The organism is Vescimonas coprocola, from assembly GCF_018408575.1.
Lineage (GTDB): Bacteria > Bacillota > Clostridia > Oscillospirales > Oscillospiraceae > Vescimonas > Vescimonas coprocola.
On sequence record NZ_AP023418.1, the window covers coordinates 2,165,560 to 2,184,582 of the forward strand.

The 19,023-nt window shown below is 54.6% G+C and carries 19 protein-coding genes and 2 pseudogenes; 2 read left to right on the forward strand and 19 right to left on the reverse strand.

The features are described 5' to 3' along the window. Positions 1-174: 174 nt before the first annotated feature. From KJS28_RS10675 to KJS28_RS10700, 6 genes and pseudogenes are all read right to left on the reverse strand, one after another. Positions 175-417: pseudogene (locus tag KJS28_RS10675) on the reverse strand (tyrosine-type recombinase/integrase); the annotation flags it as partial. A 91-nt stretch (positions 418-508) separates the two neighbouring features. Next, on the reverse strand, positions 509-712 hold the full coding sequence (locus tag KJS28_RS10680; protein ID WP_213540906.1) for an excisionase: 204 nt from the start codon (positions 710-712) through the stop codon (positions 509-511). An 872-nt stretch (positions 713-1,584) separates the two neighbouring features. Further along, the gene (locus KJS28_RS10685; protein ID WP_213540907.1) at positions 1,585-2,766 is read right to left on the reverse strand and encodes an AI-2E family transporter; all 1,182 of its coding nucleotides are present in this window, start codon (positions 2,764-2,766) and stop codon (positions 1,585-1,587) included. A gap of 32 nt (positions 2,767-2,798) precedes the next feature. Beyond that, positions 2,799-3,446: a potassium channel family protein gene (locus KJS28_RS10690; protein ID WP_213540908.1), complete on the reverse strand. Its 648-nt coding sequence runs from the start codon at positions 3,444-3,446 to the stop codon at positions 2,799-2,801. A 19-nt stretch (positions 3,447-3,465) separates the two neighbouring features. Then, positions 3,466-4,806: a TrkH family potassium uptake protein gene (locus tag KJS28_RS10695; RefSeq protein ID WP_213540910.1), complete on the reverse strand. Its 1,341-nt coding sequence runs from the start codon at positions 4,804-4,806 to the stop codon at positions 3,466-3,468. A gap of 32 nt (positions 4,807-4,838) precedes the next feature. Next, positions 4,839-6,089, reverse strand: coding sequence for an HlyC/CorC family transporter (locus KJS28_RS10700; RefSeq protein ID WP_213540912.1), 1,251 nt, complete (start codon positions 6,087-6,089; stop codon positions 4,839-4,841). Positions 6,090-6,330: 241 nt separating this feature from the next. Between KJS28_RS10700 and KJS28_RS10705 the strand changes: the two genes are divergently transcribed. Both KJS28_RS10705 and KJS28_RS10710 read left to right on the forward strand, forming a co-directional pair. Beyond that, positions 6,331-7,542 (forward strand): sensor histidine kinase, encoded by a 1,212-nt coding sequence (locus tag KJS28_RS10705; protein ID WP_228298387.1) that lies wholly within the window; start codon positions 6,331-6,333, stop codon positions 7,540-7,542. Continuing rightward, positions 7,532-8,245 (forward strand): response regulator transcription factor, encoded by a 714-nt coding sequence (locus KJS28_RS10710; protein ID WP_213540914.1) that lies wholly within the window; start codon positions 7,532-7,534, stop codon positions 8,243-8,245. The genes KJS28_RS10705 and KJS28_RS10710 overlap by 11 nt, the downstream gene beginning before the upstream one ends. Before the next feature lie 660 nt (positions 8,246-8,905). Here the strand turns inward: KJS28_RS10710 and KJS28_RS10715 are convergent. The 13 genes and pseudogenes from KJS28_RS10715 to KJS28_RS10775 all read right to left on the reverse strand — a co-directional run. Continuing rightward, positions 8,906-9,013 (reverse strand): annotated as a pseudogene (locus tag KJS28_RS10715) (hypothetical protein); the annotation flags it as partial. A gap of 57 nt (positions 9,014-9,070) precedes the next feature. Further along, positions 9,071-9,286, reverse strand: a complete 216-nt coding sequence (locus KJS28_RS10720) for a hypothetical protein (RefSeq protein ID WP_213540917.1) — start codon at positions 9,284-9,286, stop codon at positions 9,071-9,073. A 14-nt stretch (positions 9,287-9,300) separates the two neighbouring features. Beyond that, positions 9,301-9,582, reverse strand: coding sequence for a hypothetical protein (locus tag KJS28_RS10725; RefSeq protein WP_213540918.1), 282 nt, complete (start codon positions 9,580-9,582; stop codon positions 9,301-9,303). Continuing rightward, positions 9,579-10,364 carry an ABC transporter ATP-binding protein gene (locus tag KJS28_RS10730; RefSeq protein ID WP_213540919.1) on the reverse strand — a complete coding sequence of 262 codons (786 nt, stop codon included), beginning with the start codon at positions 10,362-10,364 and terminating at the stop codon, positions 9,579-9,581. The genes KJS28_RS10725 and KJS28_RS10730 overlap by 4 nt, the downstream gene beginning before the upstream one ends. Beyond that, entirely contained in the window at positions 10,354-11,382 is a 1,029-nt protein-coding gene (locus tag KJS28_RS10735; RefSeq protein WP_228298388.1) for a FecCD family ABC transporter permease, read from the reverse strand. Before KJS28_RS10735 ends, KJS28_RS10730 begins: the two co-directional genes overlap by 11 nt. Then, positions 11,370-11,741: a hypothetical protein gene (locus KJS28_RS10740; RefSeq protein WP_213540920.1), complete on the reverse strand. Its 372-nt coding sequence runs from the start codon at positions 11,739-11,741 to the stop codon at positions 11,370-11,372. The genes KJS28_RS10735 and KJS28_RS10740 overlap by 13 nt, the downstream gene beginning before the upstream one ends. Positions 11,742-12,004: 263 nt before the next feature. Further along, the gene (locus KJS28_RS10745; RefSeq protein ID WP_213540921.1) at positions 12,005-13,096 is read right to left on the reverse strand and encodes an ABC transporter substrate-binding protein; all 1,092 of its coding nucleotides are present in this window, start codon (positions 13,094-13,096) and stop codon (positions 12,005-12,007) included. 161 nt (positions 13,097-13,257) lie between these two features. Further along, complete coding sequence (locus KJS28_RS10750; RefSeq protein ID WP_213540922.1) at positions 13,258-14,028, reverse strand: IclR family transcriptional regulator; 771 nt, start codon at positions 14,026-14,028, stop codon at positions 13,258-13,260. Next, the gene (locus KJS28_RS10755; protein ID WP_213540924.1) at positions 14,025-14,690 is read right to left on the reverse strand and encodes a metallophosphoesterase; all 666 of its coding nucleotides are present in this window, start codon (positions 14,688-14,690) and stop codon (positions 14,025-14,027) included. Before KJS28_RS10755 ends, KJS28_RS10750 begins: the two co-directional genes overlap by 4 nt. A gap of 226 nt (positions 14,691-14,916) precedes the next feature. Then, positions 14,917-15,954: a DUF4368 domain-containing protein gene (locus KJS28_RS10760; protein WP_213540926.1), complete on the reverse strand. Its 1,038-nt coding sequence runs from the start codon at positions 15,952-15,954 to the stop codon at positions 14,917-14,919. A gap of 130 nt (positions 15,955-16,084) precedes the next feature. Beyond that, positions 16,085-16,285, reverse strand: a complete 201-nt coding sequence (locus KJS28_RS10765; protein ID WP_213540927.1) for a hypothetical protein — start codon at positions 16,283-16,285, stop codon at positions 16,085-16,087. Between the two features lie 560 nt (positions 16,286-16,845). Beyond that, positions 16,846-17,634, reverse strand: coding sequence for a hypothetical protein (locus KJS28_RS10770; RefSeq protein ID WP_213540928.1), 789 nt, complete (start codon positions 17,632-17,634; stop codon positions 16,846-16,848). Next, entirely contained in the window at positions 17,631-18,782 is a 1,152-nt protein-coding gene (locus tag KJS28_RS10775) for a hypothetical protein (RefSeq protein ID WP_213540930.1), read from the reverse strand. Before KJS28_RS10775 ends, KJS28_RS10770 begins: the two co-directional genes overlap by 4 nt. Positions 18,783-19,023: the final 241 nt, after the last annotated feature.

Here is a 19,023-nt window from a genome sequence, read left to right on the forward strand (position 1 = left end):
TATATAGTGGAAATTTGTGCAGAAAATACGCTGAAATCAAGAATTATCGGCATTTATGGAGTACTATTGAGATATAGAATCAGGTGAATCGCCCTCGATACCTAATTTCATAGTTTTTCGCTCTCCTTAAAAAGTCTTGATTTTCAAGGGTTTCCGGAATCCGGCGTGTTTGGCTTACGCCATTTTTACGCCATTTTCGCATGGACTTATATGCCAAGAAACCCTGCCTGATTCAAATTGCCGTACAGCCTGATCCAAGGATTCAGATGTGACATGGACGTATCTGTCCATCGTTGTTTTTATACTTGCGTGACCCAGCAGCTTTTGCAGCACTTTGGGCTGTACGCCGCATTCAATCGCTCTTGTGGCGTAGGTATGGCGTAAAGCGTGCATACAGAATTTTTCGATTCCTACTTCGTCGCATAGAGAAAAGAGCCTACTGCAACGACATAATTATAGCAGATAGGTTCTTTTCTCTCAAGCTGTTTTTACAAATTATCTTTTGCCGTCAGATCACCAGCTTTTGGCTGATGTACTCTTCAAACTCCCGGCGCTTGACCAGCTTTTTCGTCCTGACGAGCAAAACGAAGGGGCAGTTGGGCGCTCTCAGCATACTGTCGATCTTGTTGATGCCGATGTTGCTGTACTCCGCTGCTTCTCTGGCGGTCAGCGTCATTTTGTGGTGGATGGGGACGGTGAGGATGTTGTCCATGGAAATGTCTCCTTTCGTGGTGCTTAACCAACGGACACATTTTCCGGTTTTGTCCGAAAAATTTTTTAGGTCGAAGGAGCGAGGTCTGCGCTTTTGCTCCAAAAGGTCCTTTCACTATTCAACGGGCAGAATGAATCGAGGTGTCACGGTTTTGCCTCACGAGTGTTTGCCTCTCACTTTACAACGGACAAAATTCTTGCAAATTAGGGGGTAGCGCAAAAAATTTTCCTTCCATAGCGAAAGCGGCAGATATGGCGATTCGAAAAGCCACAAAGCATATTGCAAAAACTCCTGGAGGGGTTGTGTTACAGTGCACAGGATCCATCAATACCGATGAGCTTATACGCATTGTAGATGATAGAGCAGTTCGCAGCGTGGTTAGCACTGGGTTCGGTTTTGATGTGATTGCATTGGAAGAAAACGGTTCTCTCCTATTCGCACGAAGGTATAAAAAATGAGCCGCCCCCCCTCCAGTAACGGGAAGAGGTTCGGCTCGAAAAACGGAAACACGAGTTTCCTCACTGTCAGTATATGCAATTCCCGAAAAAAGTCAAGAGGGATTTTGTGATGAATGTTGAAATCGCCGAATAACACACGGACATGTTTTTGCCTTTTGTCCGGAAAAAGATGCGCAATATTTTCAAAAAGCCCTCTACTACACAGCGGACATTTTCTGCCGTTTTTTAAGTATCGGAGAAGAAAAAATGTCCCCGCTTTCGAAAAAGCGGGGACATCACGATCTGCGAATATTGAGATTTGAGAGAACGGCAAGCACAGCCGCTGTCCGGACACACGGCGATTTTGGGAGTATCCCAAGCCCTTTGCATTTGGCATACAGCCCGATGCTCAGAAGGTATCCGATTATGAATCATTCAGTGCCGGGCGCTTGCTTTCTTCATGAACTCCAGATAAAGACTGTACAGCACGGCGCAGACGGGAACGCTGAACAGCATCCCTAAGATGCCGAATGCTTCGCCGCCGATCGTAACAGCCATCAACACCAACAGTCCGGGAAGCCCAACGGACTTACCGACCACCTTGGGATAAATCAGGTTGCCCTCCACCTGCTGCAAAACGAGCAAAAAGAGAATGAACCACAGAGCCTTGCCGGGTTCTGCCAGCAGGATCAAAAACGCACCAAGACCGCCGCCGAGCCATGCGCCGAAAATCGGCACCAGCGCAGTAACAGCCACAAACGCCGAGACCGCACCGGCATACGGGATCCCAAGGATCAGCATTCCAAAGAAGCACAGAACGCCGATGATGACCGCTTCGGTAAGCTGACCGCTGACAAAATTTGTGAAGGTCTGGTTGGTCAGAGAGGCGATACTCAGCAGCCGCTGCGCCTTCTTTTGCGGAAGGACTGTCACAACGAGCTTTTTCAAATGTGCTGCGACGACTTCCTTCTTTGCAAGCAGATACAGCGCAAAGACAAGTCCCAAGAGAACGTCCACCAAAACGGATAGGACGGAGGTTGCCGCACCCCACGTCACGGTGAGGATGCCGCTTCCCTCGTCGCTGATCAAGGCGGTGAGCTTCTCGATCAACAGGTCAGAGTCTATGGTGTATTCGGGCAGGACAATCTTATATTTTGCGGCAAACTGGACAACGCCTGTCCACCACCGCCCGATCTCCTCCACATAGAGCGGAATGTTTTGGACAAACTCTTCGCCGGATTCCCGCAGGCTGGGGATCATCATAAACACCACGGCAAACAGAATTCCAAAGACAAGTACGGTGCTTGCTGTCAGGCACACAGGGCGGACCAGCTTTGCAGGAGCTTTGCGGCACACCTTGTTCCAGCAGCACTCCAACGGTCGAAGGACTACGTTGATCAAAAAAGCAATCGCGCCGCCGATCAGAAACGGAGTGAACAGCGCAAGCACCTTGCCGAGAAACCGCAAAACAGCGTCAAGGTTTACCAGCGCCCATGCGAATACGATCAGCAGCACCAGCGTGCGGGCAATATAGCGAATGATCGTCTGCCACTTGCTTCCCTGCGGTGCGGGATTCTCGTTTCTGTCACTGGCTGTGTTTTGTGGTTTTTTCTCCATGTATTTCCTTTCCGTTGGTATGGGGAGTCCCGTCAAATCCGGAAGCACTTTTGCAGGGCTTTATACTCACCCAACGCCAAAATCGTAATGTCATCGGACAATATAGTGTCCGGCGTAACGGAAACATCCGTTTTTCCGGCTCGTTTGATGCCAAGAATGTTGATGCCAAACTTTCTGCGGATATCCAGCTCACCAACGCTTTTCCCGATCCACGCCTCCGGCACCTGCACTTCAAAGATGGCGTGCTGCTCGTCGATCTCTATGTAGTCGAAAATATGGTCGGCAGTGAATCGGATCGCCGCCCATTTTGCCACCTGTTTTTCCGGGTAGACTATATGGTCTGCACCGTTGCGAAGCAGAAACTTTGCCTGCACATCACGCTCGGCACGGGATACCACGCATTTGGCACCCAGTTCCTTCAGCAGCGAGGTGGTTTCCAGCGAGTTCTGAAAATTACCGCTGATGGTCACAAAACAAACATCAAAATTTCCGATACCCAGCGAACGCAGAAACTCCGCATTGGTGCTGTCGCCGATCTGTGCGTTGGTGACAAACGGAAGCACATCGTTGACCCGTTCCTCATTGGTATCGACTGCCATGACCTGATGCCCCAGTTGAGAGAGCTGCATGGCGATATGCCGCCCGAAGCGGCCTGCTCCGATCAATAAAACATTTTTCATGGGATAGATGCTCCTTTACTTATCCAATCATGATTCTTTCCTGCGGCAGCTTTGCGTTGCCGGTTTTTTTGCTGGACACCGCTGCATAAATGAGTGTAAGCCCGCCGACCCTGCCCAGATACATCAGCGCGATCAATACCACCTGCGAGGGAATATGCAGCTGCGGCGTAATACCCAATGTCAGTCCAACCGTGCCTACCGCCGACGCTGCTTCATACAGGCAGGAGGACAGCGGGAGATTTTCATACACGCTGATAAAAACGCCTCCGCCAAAGAACAGCGCAAGGTACATCGTCAGGACGGTTGCGGCGGTTTTGACGGCGCTGCCATCGACTCTGCGCCCAAAGAATTGGGCGCTGTCCCGCTGGCGGAAGGTTGCGGCAGCATTGGAAAGCAGAACTGCCAGCGTGGTGGTTTTCATGCCGCCTGCCGTAGACCCAGGAGAGCCACCAATGAGCATCAGAAGGATCATCACGCCCAGCGATGCACCGGACATGGCGGGTAGATCGACTGTGTTGAAGCCCGCCGTTCTCGGCGTGACCGATTGGAACAGGGCTGCCTGAACCCGCGCTCCGAGGGGAAGGGCATCAAAGTCCACAAAGAAGAAAAACAGCGCCGGAAGGACGATCAGCGTGAGTGTCGTAACGAGAATGACCTTACTTTGCATTCGATAACGGTGAAACCGCCACTTGTTTTCAAAGATGTCATCCCACGTCAGAAATCCGATGCCGCCGGTTATGATCAGCAGCATGACCGTGATATTGATCACCGGATTTTGGACATAACCGGTGAGAGAGGGATACAGGTTATGGTTCGTTCCCAGAATGTCAAACCCTGCGTTGCAAAAGGCGGAGATGGAATGGAATACCGCTATCCAGACGCCACGCCATCCGTAGTCCCGGCAAAACACCGGCAGCATGGCGAGCGCACCGATCAGTTCGATCAGAAATGTCCCTCGCAGGATGAACCGTGTCAGCCGGACGATCCCTCCGACCTTTGGCGCTGAGATGGCGTCCTGCATGGTGCTGCGCTGCATCAGAGAGATCCTTCGCCCGGACAGCAGCGCAAACGATGCCGCCACAGTGACAACACCGAGCCCGCCTATCTGAATCAGCGTCAGGATCACCGTCTGGCCAAAGACCGACCAATAGCTGCCGGTATCCTGCACCACAAGACCCGTCACGCAGACGGCAGAGGTTGCAGTGAAAAGCGCTTCATGAAATGGCGTTACGCACCCGGCTGTTGTGGAAAGCGGCAGCATCAGCAGCAGCGCTCCGAGCAGAATGACCCCAGCAAAGCCCAATATGATAATTTGAAAAGACGAAAGGCGGCGCTTTCTGCAAACCATTTCTTCCGACATCATCCTCACCCCTTATGAATCGTGCGATCGCTTTATTGTTCGCAGGCCAAACAGACGCCACATTGCCTGACTGTGATGAAGGATACCCTGTACGCACTTAGATCGGAGACCGTGATCTCCAAATTCTGAGCGGTAAAGGAATCGCCCTTACTGGGGACTCTATTCAGCTGCTCCATGACCCAGCCGCCGACGGAAACACTGTCCGATTCCAGCTTGACGCCAAAGAATTCCATAAAATCCTCCAAGCTGACGGAGCAGTCCACACGGTAGGTATTCTCGTCCAGCTTTTCAAAATCTTCTTCCACCTCGTCGTGTTCGTCCCAAATTTCACCGACCAGTTCTTCCAGAATATCCTCCATCGTAACAATACCAAGCGTTCCGCCAAAATCATCTACGACTACGGCGACATGGGACTTCTGATGCTGGAGCATTTTCAAAATATCCCGGATCTTCGTGTGCTGATAGACAAACAGCGGCTCCGTCATGATCTCCGCAATAGGCTGATCCGTCATCTTGCCGCTGATATAGAAGTCCTTCTGATGAAGAACACCAACGATCTGATCGATGGTATCCCGGTAGACCAGCAGACGGGAAAAGCGGGACTGCGTAAAGGCTCTGGCAATTTCCTCATGGCTTTCGCCGATGTCCACGGCCTCCAAGTCGATTCGATGGGTCAAAATTTCTGCCGCCGTCAGGTCACGGAACTCAAGAGCATTGCGCAGCAGCTCGCCCTCGTTTTCGTCAATGCCGCCGTCCTGCGCCATATCCTCCATGAAAAGAAGCAGTTCCTCGTGGGACATTTTGGTGTTGTCGTCCGTCTTGAAGAAACGGGAAACCAGCTTTTTCCACAGGGAGAACAGGAAGTTCAGTGGCGTCAGCACCCATATCCAGAGCCGGATAAAGGGCGCACTGAACATGGCAAAGCGTTCCGGCGTGTCCTTTGCAACGCTTTTGGGGGTGATCTCACCGAAAATCAAAACAACGATCGTTACGACGACCGTAGAAACCGTCGCACCCATGTCGCCGTAAAGTCCGACGAACAGAAGTGTGCCGATAGACGCCACCATGATATTGACGATATTGTTGCCGATCAGGATGGTGGAGATCAGCTTGTCATAATCTTCGGACAGCTTGAGCGCCAGCGCTGCCCGCTTGTTTCCATTGTCCGCCAACACCTTGAGGCGGGTCTTATTCAGAGACGAGAATGCCGTTTCTGTGGCGCTGAAATAGGCGGACATGGCGATGCAGGCCACCATTGCGAAAATGCTTCCAAAATAATTCATTTCAGACTCCTTTATGTTCTGTTCATACGATCATTTCATGCAAAAAGACACACCTATACCCGATACCGCAGCAAAGGGCGTAGATATGCCACATACGAACAGACCATATAAGAGCAGTTACCGTTATCGTCGCTACTGTCATTTTCCACGGATTTCTTTCTCCTTTTCGCTGTGTGCTTATATGATAGCATTTTCCCGGTGTAGATTCGGTAAAGAAACGAGTGCGGCGCAATATCCTCCTGTGAGAAATCTTGAAGCGCTTCCGCTTATGCGATATAATAACTGCTGGCAGTTATTTATACCACTGGATTTAAGCCGTTTTTCTCCCGGGCTTCGCCCGAAACCGAAAAGCATGGCGTATGATACCGCAATAAATTTCAGGAGAAGCATGATGAAGAATCGACAGCGACAAAAGGACACTCTATTTTCGATCCTTATTTTTTGCAGTGCCTTTGCCGTCAATTTGCTGATTCAGAAGCTCTTTACCATGCAGACGCTGGTACCCATGATCTTTGTGTTCGGCGTGTTTTTGATCTCGCTGAAAACCCACGGGTATTGCTATGGCATCACTTCGGCAATTGTCAGCGTATTTGCGGTGAATTTTGCCTTTACCTATCCCTATTATGTCTTCGACTTTTTCGTGGGGGAAAGCATCTTATCTGCCGTCATTATGCTGGCAGTTGCCGTTTTCACCAGTACGCTGAACAGCCGCATTCGGGATCAGGAAAAGCTGCGGACGGAGAATGAAAAAGAGAGAATGCGGGGCAATCTGCTGCGGGCGATTTCCCATGATCTGCGCACACCACTCACCTCTATATACGGGTCCTCCTCCACGCTGATCTCCAAGTATGATGCGCTGCCAAAGGAGCAGCAGCTCAAGCTGTTGGGAGAAATTCAGGAGGACAGCGAATGGCTCATCCGCATGGTTGAAAATCTTCTGTCGGTTACAAGAATCGACGGTGCGAAAGTGGAAGTCGTGAAGACACCCACGGTTCTGGATGAGCTGATCGACTCGGTTCTCATGAAGTTTTCCAAAAAGTATCCGAATCAGAAGGTCATCACACAGATACCGGAGGAATTTGTGGACATTCCCATGGATTCGCTCCTTATTGAGCAGGTACTGCTGAATCTTCTGGAAAATGCCGTATTCCACGCAAAAGGCATGACGGAGCTGACGCTTTCCGTTTCTCTTGTGGGGGATAAGGCGGTATTTGAGGTTGCCGACAACGGCTGCGGCATCCCGGATGATGCACTTCAAAAGATTTTCACCGGAAGTTATGAAAAGTCCGCCGCACCGGTGGACGGAACCCGCAGCAATATGGGGATCGGACTATCCGTGTGCGCCGCCATCGTCAAGGCGCACGGCAGCGAGATCACTGCGGAAAATAGGAAGGGCGGCGGTGCGGTATTCCGCTTTGCTCTGGAAAGAGGGGGTGAGGACGATGGGCAATAACAAGTACAAAATTCTGATCGTAGAGGACGAGGCCAACATCCGAAGCTTTATCAAAGCCAATCTGGAAACCAGCGACTATCAGGTGCTCTGTGCGGAAACCTGCGAGCTTGGCATGATGATGTATGCCTCCCATCATCCGGACCTCATCGTTCTGGATCTCGGTCTGCCGGACAGAGATGGTATGAGTCTGATTCAAGAGGTGCGAAAGACGGACACTGTACCCATCATTGTGCTCTCCGCCCGTTCCAACGAGAGGGACAAGGTGGAGGCGTTGGATCTGGGGGCGAATGATTATATCACCAAGCCCTTTGGCACGGAGGAATTGCTGGCTCGCATCCGTGCCGTTCTCCGCAGCCATCGGCACAGCGAAGAGAAGGAAAGTTCCCCCGGCGGAAAATTCCAACTTCAGGACCTGCTGATCGACTATGATACGCGGCAGGTCTTTGTTGGCAAAGAGGAGATCGACCTGACCCAGACGGAATACAACATCATGGCGTTTCTCTCCGTTCACGCCGGAAAGGTGCTGACGTATGCCGCCATCATTCGGGCGGTCTGGGGGTATTCGGACTATGGCAGCGTCAAGAAGCTGCAAGTCAATATGAAGAACATCCGTAAGAAAATGGGCGTGACGCCCGGTGAAAAGCGCTACATCATCAATGAGCTTGGCGTCGGATACCGTATGCTGGCGGAGGATGAGGCATAGCGCTGCCAAAGTTCTGCGCCGCTTGACAGGCGTGTACAATGCAAATGAGCTTTTTCCGTTTCTATATCAAACGGAGAAGGCTCATTTGTGTTTGGGGGATCAAAGGAGTGAAACGCCTTGTATCTCTCTGCGCCGGTGCGCAGGGCAACTTGAATATTCTTAGTAATGTTGCAGCAGGCGATTTTCGCAACTGCGTACCGCCGGTTCCTCTACGCCATTTTTACGCCATTTCTGCGTGGGGATGCGTAGGGAAATAGGAACTTTTATGTTTTGACTTCATCCGAAAATGCCTGTCCTATCAAACCTTATCGGCATTTGTGCGTTTGCGGAGAGTTTCAGAAACAGGCTCGCTTTCGACAATACCTAATTTCATAGTTTTTCGCTCTCCTTATGCTTTAGAGGCGGCAGAGCCGCCAGTTTTACCGGATAGAGGCGCCCCGGCAGGCCGATGCCCACCGAGACGAAGCGTAAAATCGCCGGAAGGACAAGCTGTCAGGCGTGTTTACCCTTGCTCATTACTGACATTATCATACCATGTCGGCGGCAGATGCACAATAGGAAAAAGGCTCCGGCGGCGCAAAATCTCCTCCCCTTCGGCACAGACGGGGGCAGGAAAGCCCTGCAGCCCACACGGGCCGCAGGGCTTTCTCCCGATGAAGCTTAGTCCTTCTTATTCTTGCGCTTAGTGACAAGCAGCACCACCAGCACGATGATGCCCACGCCAGCCGCAGCCAACACAACCCACAGGGCGGTCACATTGCTGCTGTCGCCGGTGGCGGGGTATCGGGCGTAGTGGGTTTCTCCGGCGGGGTGGGCTGGGAAGGCTCACCAGGGCTTGCCGGGCTCCACATACCGCAGCAGGGAGATGTCCGCCCCCAGGCGGATGGTCTTGCCGGCGAAGTCGGCGGCATTGCTGTTCACCAGCTCTGCCACACCCGCCAGCTGCCGGGCGGTGGTGATGGTGAACTCGGTATCCGTCCCATTATACCACGAGAGATCCACTGCCCCGTCCCAGCGGATGGTGGAGAAGTATTCCACCATGACCTGCTCTTCCGTTACGCCCTCCGGCAGGGTATCGGCGTAGCCGGAAGCCGTCTCGGTAAAGGCCGCTCATTGCCTTCGCCGTCCGTATAGTGGATGGCGGCAACGTCATAGCCTTCCCGCCGCTCTGCCTGCACCTGCCCGTCCAGAGCCGAGACCGGCATCACCAGACTCAGCACCATGCACAAAGTCAGCAGCAGCGCCGATACACGCTTCCTGTGCTGCTTTATGTGCAGGTCCCTTCCTCTCTGAAAATTTTGATATGCAGCCCCACAGGACATGATATACAGCTTCACGGCTTGGCCGGGTCATAGACGCAGCTGCGGACCGTGCCACCGGTGACCGGCACCTGCGCCACCGTCAGAGGGATACGGTACAGGGTGTGCAGCAGCTCCTCCGTCAGCATCTCCTCCACCGGGCCGCAGGCCGCCACCGTGCCGCCGTGGAGGGCCAGCACATGGGTGGCGAAGCGAAGGGCGTGCTCCGGATTATGGGTGGACAGCAGCACCGTGTAGCCCTGCTCCGTCAGGCGGCGCACCTGCTGCAGGAGCCTAAACTGGTTGCCGTAATCCAGATTGGCGGCGGGCTCGTCCATCAGAAGGATCCTCGCCTGCTGGGCCAAGGCCCGTGCAATGAGGGTCAGCTGCCGCTCGCCGCCGGAAATGCGGCGGATGCCCCGGTCTGCCAGCGGGGCGATGCCTACCAGCTCCATCATGCGCTGCGCCGTCTCCAGCTGCTGCCGTCCCGGCTGCCGCAGAGGCTCCAGCCCTCCGGCGGCGCCCATAAGCACCGTGTCCCGGACGGTGTAGTCGAACAACGGCTGGCTGGACTGGGGGATATACGCCGCCAGATGGGCCAGCTCCCGCCGGGGCAGATGCCGCACGTCCCGCCCGCACAGGGAGATGCTCCCCTGATAGTGAGGCAGAAAGCCCAGCATACAGCGGAACAGGGTACTCTTCCCCGCCCCGTTTGGCCCCAGCACTGCCACCAGCTGTCCGGGCTCGGCCCGGAAGCTGACATCCCGCAGCACCGGGTGAGTGCCGTAGGAAAAGGAGAGTCTCTCCACGTCAATGCTCATGCCGTCGCCCTCCCGTGATGATGAGATACAGAAACAGCGGCGCTCCCACGAAGGCTGTCAGGATACCCAGAGGCAGCTCACCGGTGGTCACCAGCCGAGCGATGTCATCCACCGCCAGCAGGAAAGCCGCCCCGAACAGGGCCGCCGCCGGGATCAGCCGCCGGTAGTCGTAGCCGAACAACATACGACAGAAGTGGGGGATCACCAGACCCACCCAGCCGATCATACCGGACACCGCCACGCTGGCGGCGGTCAGCAGCGTGGCGCACAGGATCACCACCAGACGCAGTGCCCCCGTCCGCACGCCCATGGACTGGGCCTCCTCCTCCCCCACCGTCAGCAGGTTCATCCGCCAGCGCAGGAAAAACAGCGGCAGCAGTCCCACCGCCACCGGCAGCACCAGAAAGCGCACGTCCTCGGCCTTGATGGAGCTGAGGCTGCCCATGAGCCAATAGGTGATGGCGGGCAGCTGCTGCTGGGTATCCGCCACCAGCTTGATAAAGGACGTCCCGGCGGAAAACAGGGAGGAGATCATCATACCCGCCAGGATCAGCGCCACCGTGGGGTCTGAGCGGGACAGACGGCTCACCAGCCACGCCGCCGCCACGGCCAGCAGGCCGAAGCAGAAGGCGGACAGGGAGATGCCGAAATACCCGGCCCCCAGCAGGATAGCCAACGCTGCGCCGAAGCCTGCGCCGGTGGAGGCTCCCAGAATATCCGGCGACACCATGGGGTTGCGGAACATCCCCTGATAGGCCGTACCGGAGACGGCCAGCGCTGCGCCCACCAGCGCCGCCGCCGCAATGCGGGGCAGGCGGATGGCAAACACCACCTTCTCGTCGCTGACGGACCAGTCCGCAGCGCCGCCGGTGAGCCTTGTCCACAGCATATGCAGGAGCTTACCCGCAGACAGACCGTAGCGCCCCACCAGCATGGAGCCCAGCAGAAGCAGCAGGCACACCCCGCCCAGCAGGAGAAAGCGCCGCCGGTAGGTCCTCCCGGTCATCAGCTTCTCCATGGGTCAGTTCCCCGCCGCATTGGGGACGATGTAATCGGTGCCGGTCTTGGCATCATAGTACACCTCACCCCGCTTTTCCAGATCCGCCATATAGCCGTTATACCACCGGCGGCGCACCGTGGATACACACACAGGCACACCGCAGCGGCGATGCAGTCCGGCAGGGGCTTTTCGCCGCTTCGCATGGTCTCCAGCAGCCGGGGCAGACTGGCGTTCATATGCCGCCGCTCTCCCAGAAGCTCCGCCAGCCACCAACCCAGTGAAAACACGGAAAACGCCAACAGCAGCAGGCAGATCACCACCGGGATCTCCATGGCGCTGGCTACTGCCCGCAGGATATTGTGAAACAAGGTGCTCATTTATTCGTCCCTCTCTTTTTTGAAATACAGCACCCGTGCGCCGCCGGGTTCGCCGGTAATGCGGCCCTTCTGGCCGGTCTGTCCATTGGATTGACTGCCGCCGGGGGGCAGAGGGGTCTGTCCCTCCGGCGGAGGGCTTGCCGCCGGCCTCCGTCCTTCCCGGCAGCAGGCATACCGCCGTCAGGCAGGCCAGCATCCACCGGCTCAGCCGCCGCAGGCGGATATTGCACTTCTTCCTCGCAGGTTCTCCTCCCCGTATGGGGTCACGTCCGCAGGGTGGATCGGCTCAGCATCCCGGCCGCCTCCTCCGCCGACAGGTCATAGTGCCAGAACAGCCGGTAGTACTCCTGTGCCACAGCCGTCATGTCGTAGTCATACAGCTGGGGGTACAGCAGATTCCCCAGCCACCAGATGCCCAGCACCCGGTTCACCGACGGCGGGGAACTCATCCAGTCGTAGGGCAGGCCCGGTATCTCGTAGTACCGCCCCTGCTGCACGGCGGTGAGGCCCGCCCAGTCCCCTTCCGTCAGGGTATCGTAGGGGCCGCCGGAGGCCAGCAGAATAACATCCGGCTCCACGGCGTATACCTCCTCCAGACTGACGGTGGTACCGCCGCCCCGGTTGGTAATTTCTTCCGGGATGATGGCGTTCACCGCCCCCACAAGGTCGATGACGTCCGCCTGTGCGGACCCGGCTGCGTTGCAGGCAAGGCCCGTGGAGCCGGTGCCGAAGAGCACCTTGAGTCGCTGAGACTCCGGGATTTTTGCGGCGTTGGTCTGGGCCATGGTGACAGTGCGGTCAATGAACTGCGCCAGTTCCTCCGCCTGCTCCTGCCGCCCCAGAATGTCCCCCAGCGTCCGGTAGGCCGCCGCCATATCATCCAGATCCGCTTCGATGAAGATGGTGGGGATGCCCGTCTGCTTCTGAATGGTGTCCATGTCCTTGGCGATGCTGTCCTTGGCGTCGCCCAAGTCGATAATGAGCTGGGGCTGGGCGGCGATGAGGGACTCCATATTCAGGCTGGCCTTGCTGCCGTAGAATTGGCCGAAGGTGGGCAGATACCGCATCTCCTCCGGAAAATAGGACATCTGTGCCGTGCTGGGGCTGCTGCTGAGCCCCACAAGCAGGTCATAGGCCACCGGCATCAGGATCATCTGGGCTGTGGAGCCGCTGGGTGCGATGCGGGTGATCTCGGCAGGGATCTCCACCTGCCGTCCGGCGGAGTCGGTGATCATCCGGGTCTCCACCCCTTTCAGGGGGTCGTAGCCCGTCTGCTTGCCGCCGCAGCCAACCAGCAGGCACAGGCACACTGCCAGTACCAGCGATATCCACCGCTTTCCACTCGTTCTCTTCACTGCTTTTCCTCCGTTATCCTCATTTGCATATCACGCTCGTCGAAAAGAGCGCCGCACCATGGCGGCAGTCTTTTCTATCGTAAGTCTATTTTACCATCTGCCCCGGCAAAAGAAAATATCCTTTTCGCAAAGCAGAACATAATTCCGTATGGCGGAACGCCCTACGCATGATAGCCCAGCTCCCGGCTGAGACTCCCGGCGGCGGCGCAGACCATGTCCACCGCCTCCTCGAACTCCCCGGAGGCAACATGGCGAAACAGGCCCACCACCGTCAGGGTGTAGCGCATCTGCCCCTCCCGGTCGAACACCGGAGCCGACACGGACCGCAAGCCGATCTTGTACTCGCCGTTTTCGATGGCATATCCCCACTGGCGGATACGCTCCAGTTCCTCCGTCAGCGTCGCCAGGTCCACGATGGTATGGGGGGTAAAGGGATCCATGCCCTGACCGTTCATCAGATAGCGCACCGTGGCATCCGGCAGCTGGGACAGCAGCAGTTTCCCCTGCGATGTGGCGTGAAGGGGCGTACGGCCGCCGATCTCCGAGGCCACCTGGATCCCCGTGCCGCTGACCCGCTGGTCGATGACCACGATGTCGCTGCCCTCCACGCAGGAGAGCAGAGCCGTATACTGAGTCTGTTGGGCCAGCCGCTCCAAATGGGGACGGGCGCAGCGGGTGATCTCCCACGCAGCGGACACGCCGCAGCCCCACTCGAACAGCTTTGTCCCCAGATAGTACCGGCCATCCGACTCCTGCCGGATGCAGCCGTAGCTCCGCAGGGTGGCCAGCAGCGAGTGGATGGTGCTCTTGGGATAGCCGGAGGCCTGACTCAGCGCCTGAAGGGTCATGGGGACCCGGCTCCGGTTCAGCAGCTCCAGCAGCTCCAGTGCCTTGCCCAGCGACCGCACGCTTCCTTTTTCCTGCGGCATCATACGTCCTCCTTCCGCCGGGGGATAGGCCGGAAGTCCGGCTTTCCCGGCAGACTTCCGGGCAGCCCTCGCTCCATAGGCGGCGGTGGTGGCACCTCGTCGTCCCGCTCCCCGGCATAGAAGGCCCGGTTGTTCTCCACCAGCTCCGCCAGCGTCACCGGACGATAGCGGTTCACGTCCACCCCGGCATTCAGCACACGGGGCAGCTGCCGCAGCAGCTCATAGTCCCGGCCCCGCCCGTGGTGGAGGTGTCCGTGGATCATGTAGCCCCGCTTGCGGTACAGCATGGGATAGTGGCACAGGAGGATGTGGGTCTCTCCGTCGTCGATCTCGTTGAAGTCCGTCACCGTCTCGAACCAGCGGTACAGCCGCCCGGCGTCCTCATAGCCGGTGTCGTGGTTGCCACGGATCAGGTGCTTATGGCCCGACAGCCGCTCCAGCAGCTCTCCCGGCACCCGGCCGCCGTTCCAGCCGATGTCTCCCACCAGATAGACGGTGTCCTCCGACCCCACGGTGTCGTTCCAGTTTTTCACCAGTGCCTCGTCCATCTCCTCCACGGTGGCAAAGGGCCGGGAGGGAAGCAGCGGTGCATAGTGAAAGTGCAGATCGGCGGTATAGTAGATCATGGTGCTCTCCCTTCTCCGACGGATATTTTTCTCTATCATACCGTCTCCACCGGTCTGCGTCAAGCGTTCATTCCGTATGGCGGAATTTTTCTACGTTTTTCCGGCCTCAGATTCCGCTATGCCGTCGAAATGACCAATTCCCCGGAAATGGACCAACGCAGCCCATCGGGAAAATCCTCCGTTTCCGGGCAGAAAAAAGAGCGCCCCGCGGGTAGTGGCGCATAAGACAGGTTTATAAGGTTTAGAGAGAACAGCGTGGCGGAAGTCACGCTGTTCTGCTTTTTGCTGCGTGCGTGAGCATTTCGGCAATGATGCTCTCCGGCAGGAAACCAATGCAGGCAAGGCTGATATGCACATCCTGCACTCGCTGCCCGCTGCTCTTATCCGGCGCGGAAACATAGACCCTGTTCACAAGATCATGCAGCACAGCGGGCGTCAGTTCCTGCAAGTTGGGATATTTCTTCGCCCGGAGGATGAACTGCTCAATGCTGTCGGCTTCTTCCTCCTGCTGGGTAATTTCCTGCTCCAAAAGCTGCATCTTCTCCGTCAGCTCTGCTTGCTCATTTTCATAGTCGGCGGACAGCTTTTCAAATCGGCTATCATTGATTTTGCCGGAGATCTTGTCCTCATAGAGCCGTTTGAACAGACGGTCAAGCTCTTCCATCCTGCGCTGTGCCTGCGTGAGCTGTCTGCGCTTTGCGGCGAGTTCTTTCTTGAAGTCCTCCTTACGCTTTGCACCCAGCTTATCGCGGAACAGATCCTCGCAATCGGAGATATACCAAAGCAGGATTTGCAGAAATTTCAGCACACCCTTTTCCAGAACGACCGCGCGGATGAAGTGCGTCCCGCACACGTCTTTTCCCTTCTTGCGAGAGGTAGAGCAGACGAAATGATCCTGTCGTTCTTCAAAGTTCCGCGAGGTGCAGTAGTACATTTTTTCCTCACAATCGGCACAGTAGGCAGCGCCGGAAAAGAGATTGCTCTTGCCCGTTCTTGCCGGTCTGCGTTTGTTGCGGCGCAGCTCCTGTACCCGCTGAAAGGTGTCCTCATCCACAATGGCTTCATGGGTGTTTCGGAATATCTTCCATTGCTCCGGTGGATTCTCGATGATCTTCTTGATTTTGTAGGACTGCCGGTGCGTTTTGAAGTTCACGGTATGCCCGCAATACTCCATCCGTTCCAGAATTGCAGCAACGGTACTGCCGTTCCAGTTGTATGGATTCTCCGGCAAAGCGCAGCGGACTTTTCGTTTTTGCCTGTCCTGATAAACGGTGGGCGTCAACACATGATCCTCTTTCAGCATCCGGGCAGTCTGCGTCGGACCGTACGGGACAGGCGGCAATACAGCGCGGTAATTTTGTCAGACTGCTTCATAGTAGATTCCTCCATCATCAGAGGACAGTCTGCCAAGACAAGGTTGCTGTTGGTCACGATCACACACTCCCCTCGGAGTCGATCAGCTTCACCGCTTTTTCGGGAAGGGTGTGCATTCCGTCAAAGCTGGCAGGAAAGCGGTAGATGGTGTTTCCTTCTTTCAGGCGTACCGTGATCTGCGGTAACTCCTGCCAGAGAGGAACGAGGGCACTGCGGCTGCCGTCCGATTCCACTTGGACGTTACGTTTCTTGTTATCCATTTGCACCTTCCTTTTCATTCAGATTTCCGAGCATTGCCGCATGAATCTCCCGGAGCAAAGTGCGTGATATGACCTATTGCTATTCAGTATATCGCGACAATTTCCGGGATTCCATTGGGCAATGTACAGGGATTCACAGGAGACTTACAGGCAGTTCGCCGGGTCGCACAGCCGCCCGTGCCAGTCAAGGAATCGGCTTCGCCTCGCTGCGTGTCCTTAACAGGCTCGTTCGCCTGTGCAAGCCGGTAATCAAGGCGGCGATGCCACCATTTTCCAATGAAAATCAGCTGCGTTCCAAGACTTTTTTAATCTCTCAGCCTAATTATAACGAGAACAAACGTTCGAGTCAATGCGATTATGAGAGGAAGAACAAGCTCAGCAAGTGTAGCTACACTTGCGAAAAACGGCGTGGGTTGACCGGGATTTCCTTGCAGAGCAGCAAGCAAATCCGGTGAGTACCCACACCGAAAAAACAGGGCGTTCCGGCTAACCGCCGAAACGCCCTGTTTTCATTTTTGGAATAGTCCCAAGCCCTTATGTTTGTGAAAAATTACGAAAGCTCACCAGCTATACTCTGATAACTGGAATGTGTAGGATTCGCCGGGAGTAATGCCATAGATCACAACAGAGTCATCCTTGAATTTATCTCCGGCGCTCAGAGAAGATAGGTATATATTGCCGGAGTCTACCAGATAACCCGCACTGTCATACAGCTTATAACTAATCATATCATACCCGGAATCACTGCTCCCGCTCTTCTTTTCTCCGGTAATCGTAATGGTCAGCTGCGGAGAATAGTCTTTGTCAAACGTAAACTCGGCTCCTTGAATTTGGATCACGGATGCCGTACTCCCCATGAAGTCTTTCACCTTCAGATCCAGCGGAAATGAATCAAACGTCACTTGAACATCTTCAATAGGCAAGCAATACAGAGCATCGCAGTTTGCTTCGTCAAACTGAACTGCGTTTTCCTTGTACACGGTGAAATAAACCTTCCCGCTTGCGGATTTTCCGGCTTTGATCTCAGAGGCAGGGATTCTCACATTGGCAAGATATTGCTCTCCGGCAGCTTGGCTGGAATAATAACTGAAATCATCAGTAGAAACGGACTTTGTACCAGCATAAACCTCTTCATCCGCATCATTTACGATTCGAATATCCACATCAACATCGGCTGACAGGGACTTATCATTTTTATCAGCCAAACCAAAGAAAAGGCTGTAATCGCTTGTTCCCTCGTTATACTGGAAAGACCAGCTTTTCAGTGTTTCAACACGGGATGCTGACGATCCGCACCCACTCAGCAACAATGCAATTACAAGTCCCCACATAAGAAAGGATCGTTTCATTTCTGCGTCTCCTTATCTGTCTGTGCCTTTATTGCATGGAACATTTCTTGTTCGAGCAAATGCTTTTGCTTTGGATCCATCATGCAGTAATTGCGATTGCACCGCTCGCTTAGAAAGCAAGTCTCGCAGATAAGCTGTTTAACTTCCTGCATAATCAGTTCATCATCGCTGGGAAGCTCGTAGGCTTCGATCTTTTGGATGCCTGTCGGGTTACGCAGTCCGTAATCAATCAGTTTTCCATTTCCGGTTTTTACATAGCGGTAGACCTCGGCGCAGAACGAAACACTGTCACCAACGGCGCACTCTTCAAAGCCGGATTTGTCCATCCAGACGTGATCCTCTTTATCATCAAACATTGTCCCATCGGTGTACATTCCACTAATGAAGATCCGCTTGAAGCAAATATGTTTTGGATTGACTTTCTCAATCTGTCCTTTGAATTCAAGCAGATAATTAAATATGCCGTTTGCAAATCCGGAACGATAAGCGTGCCCTAAAGAAGCAAGCTGGACATCCAGATATTCATCATAGGACATCTTTTCTGCGCCAACGACATCCTTACGAGAATCCGGATTGAAAAATACGAGGCCGTCTTCTTCATCTACGCATGTATCTTCTCCATAATTGATTGCCAAAAGCGATTCTTCATCTGGATACTTGGCAATCAGAGCAGCGGCTTTTTTGAGCCGATCCTGCCGCTTTTGCCTTTCGCAGCGTTCGCACTCATGCTGCTCCGCAAGAATGCGATCCTCTATGTGTCTGCTTTCGGCTTTTGTCAGCAACGGCGATAAATGGTCAACGCAATCGTAATCTCTATTTTCCATGCGTGTTTTGAAGCGGACAAGAATCTCTTTCAGTTCCTGAGCAGACAGATACCTCGCTTTGTCAATAGAACAGCTATGGTAACACCCTGTGTTTATGTTGCCATGCCCATCGCCGTACATAATGGCGGTATTCCATGGGCAAAAATAATGCTCTTTCTGGACGAGCCTTCCTCGCTTCAAGCCCTCCTCAAATTCCGGAAAGACCGCTGGATTGCCGCAGCCTTCGTGATCCTCCACCCAAAATCCGGAAGGACCCTTGTCCGCGTGGCGGATCATCACATTGATTGCATCGACCATAGCCTTTTTCGTTTGTTTGTCATTCATAACCCAAACCTCCGTTAATAAGTGCCGCCAGACAGCGACCTGACATGTTAACGTGGCCTTTTAGAGCTTTTATGGAAATTATAGCATGTTTCTTTGTGCTTGTCTATCCTACTTACTCGGCAGGACAGGCGAAAACAGTTTTCAAATTCAGAGGTTTCTATCGCTGTAAATGATGTGCTGCTTATGGAAAGGGATCCCACTGTTCATTGGATGGTGAATAACTAATTGTAACCATGCAATA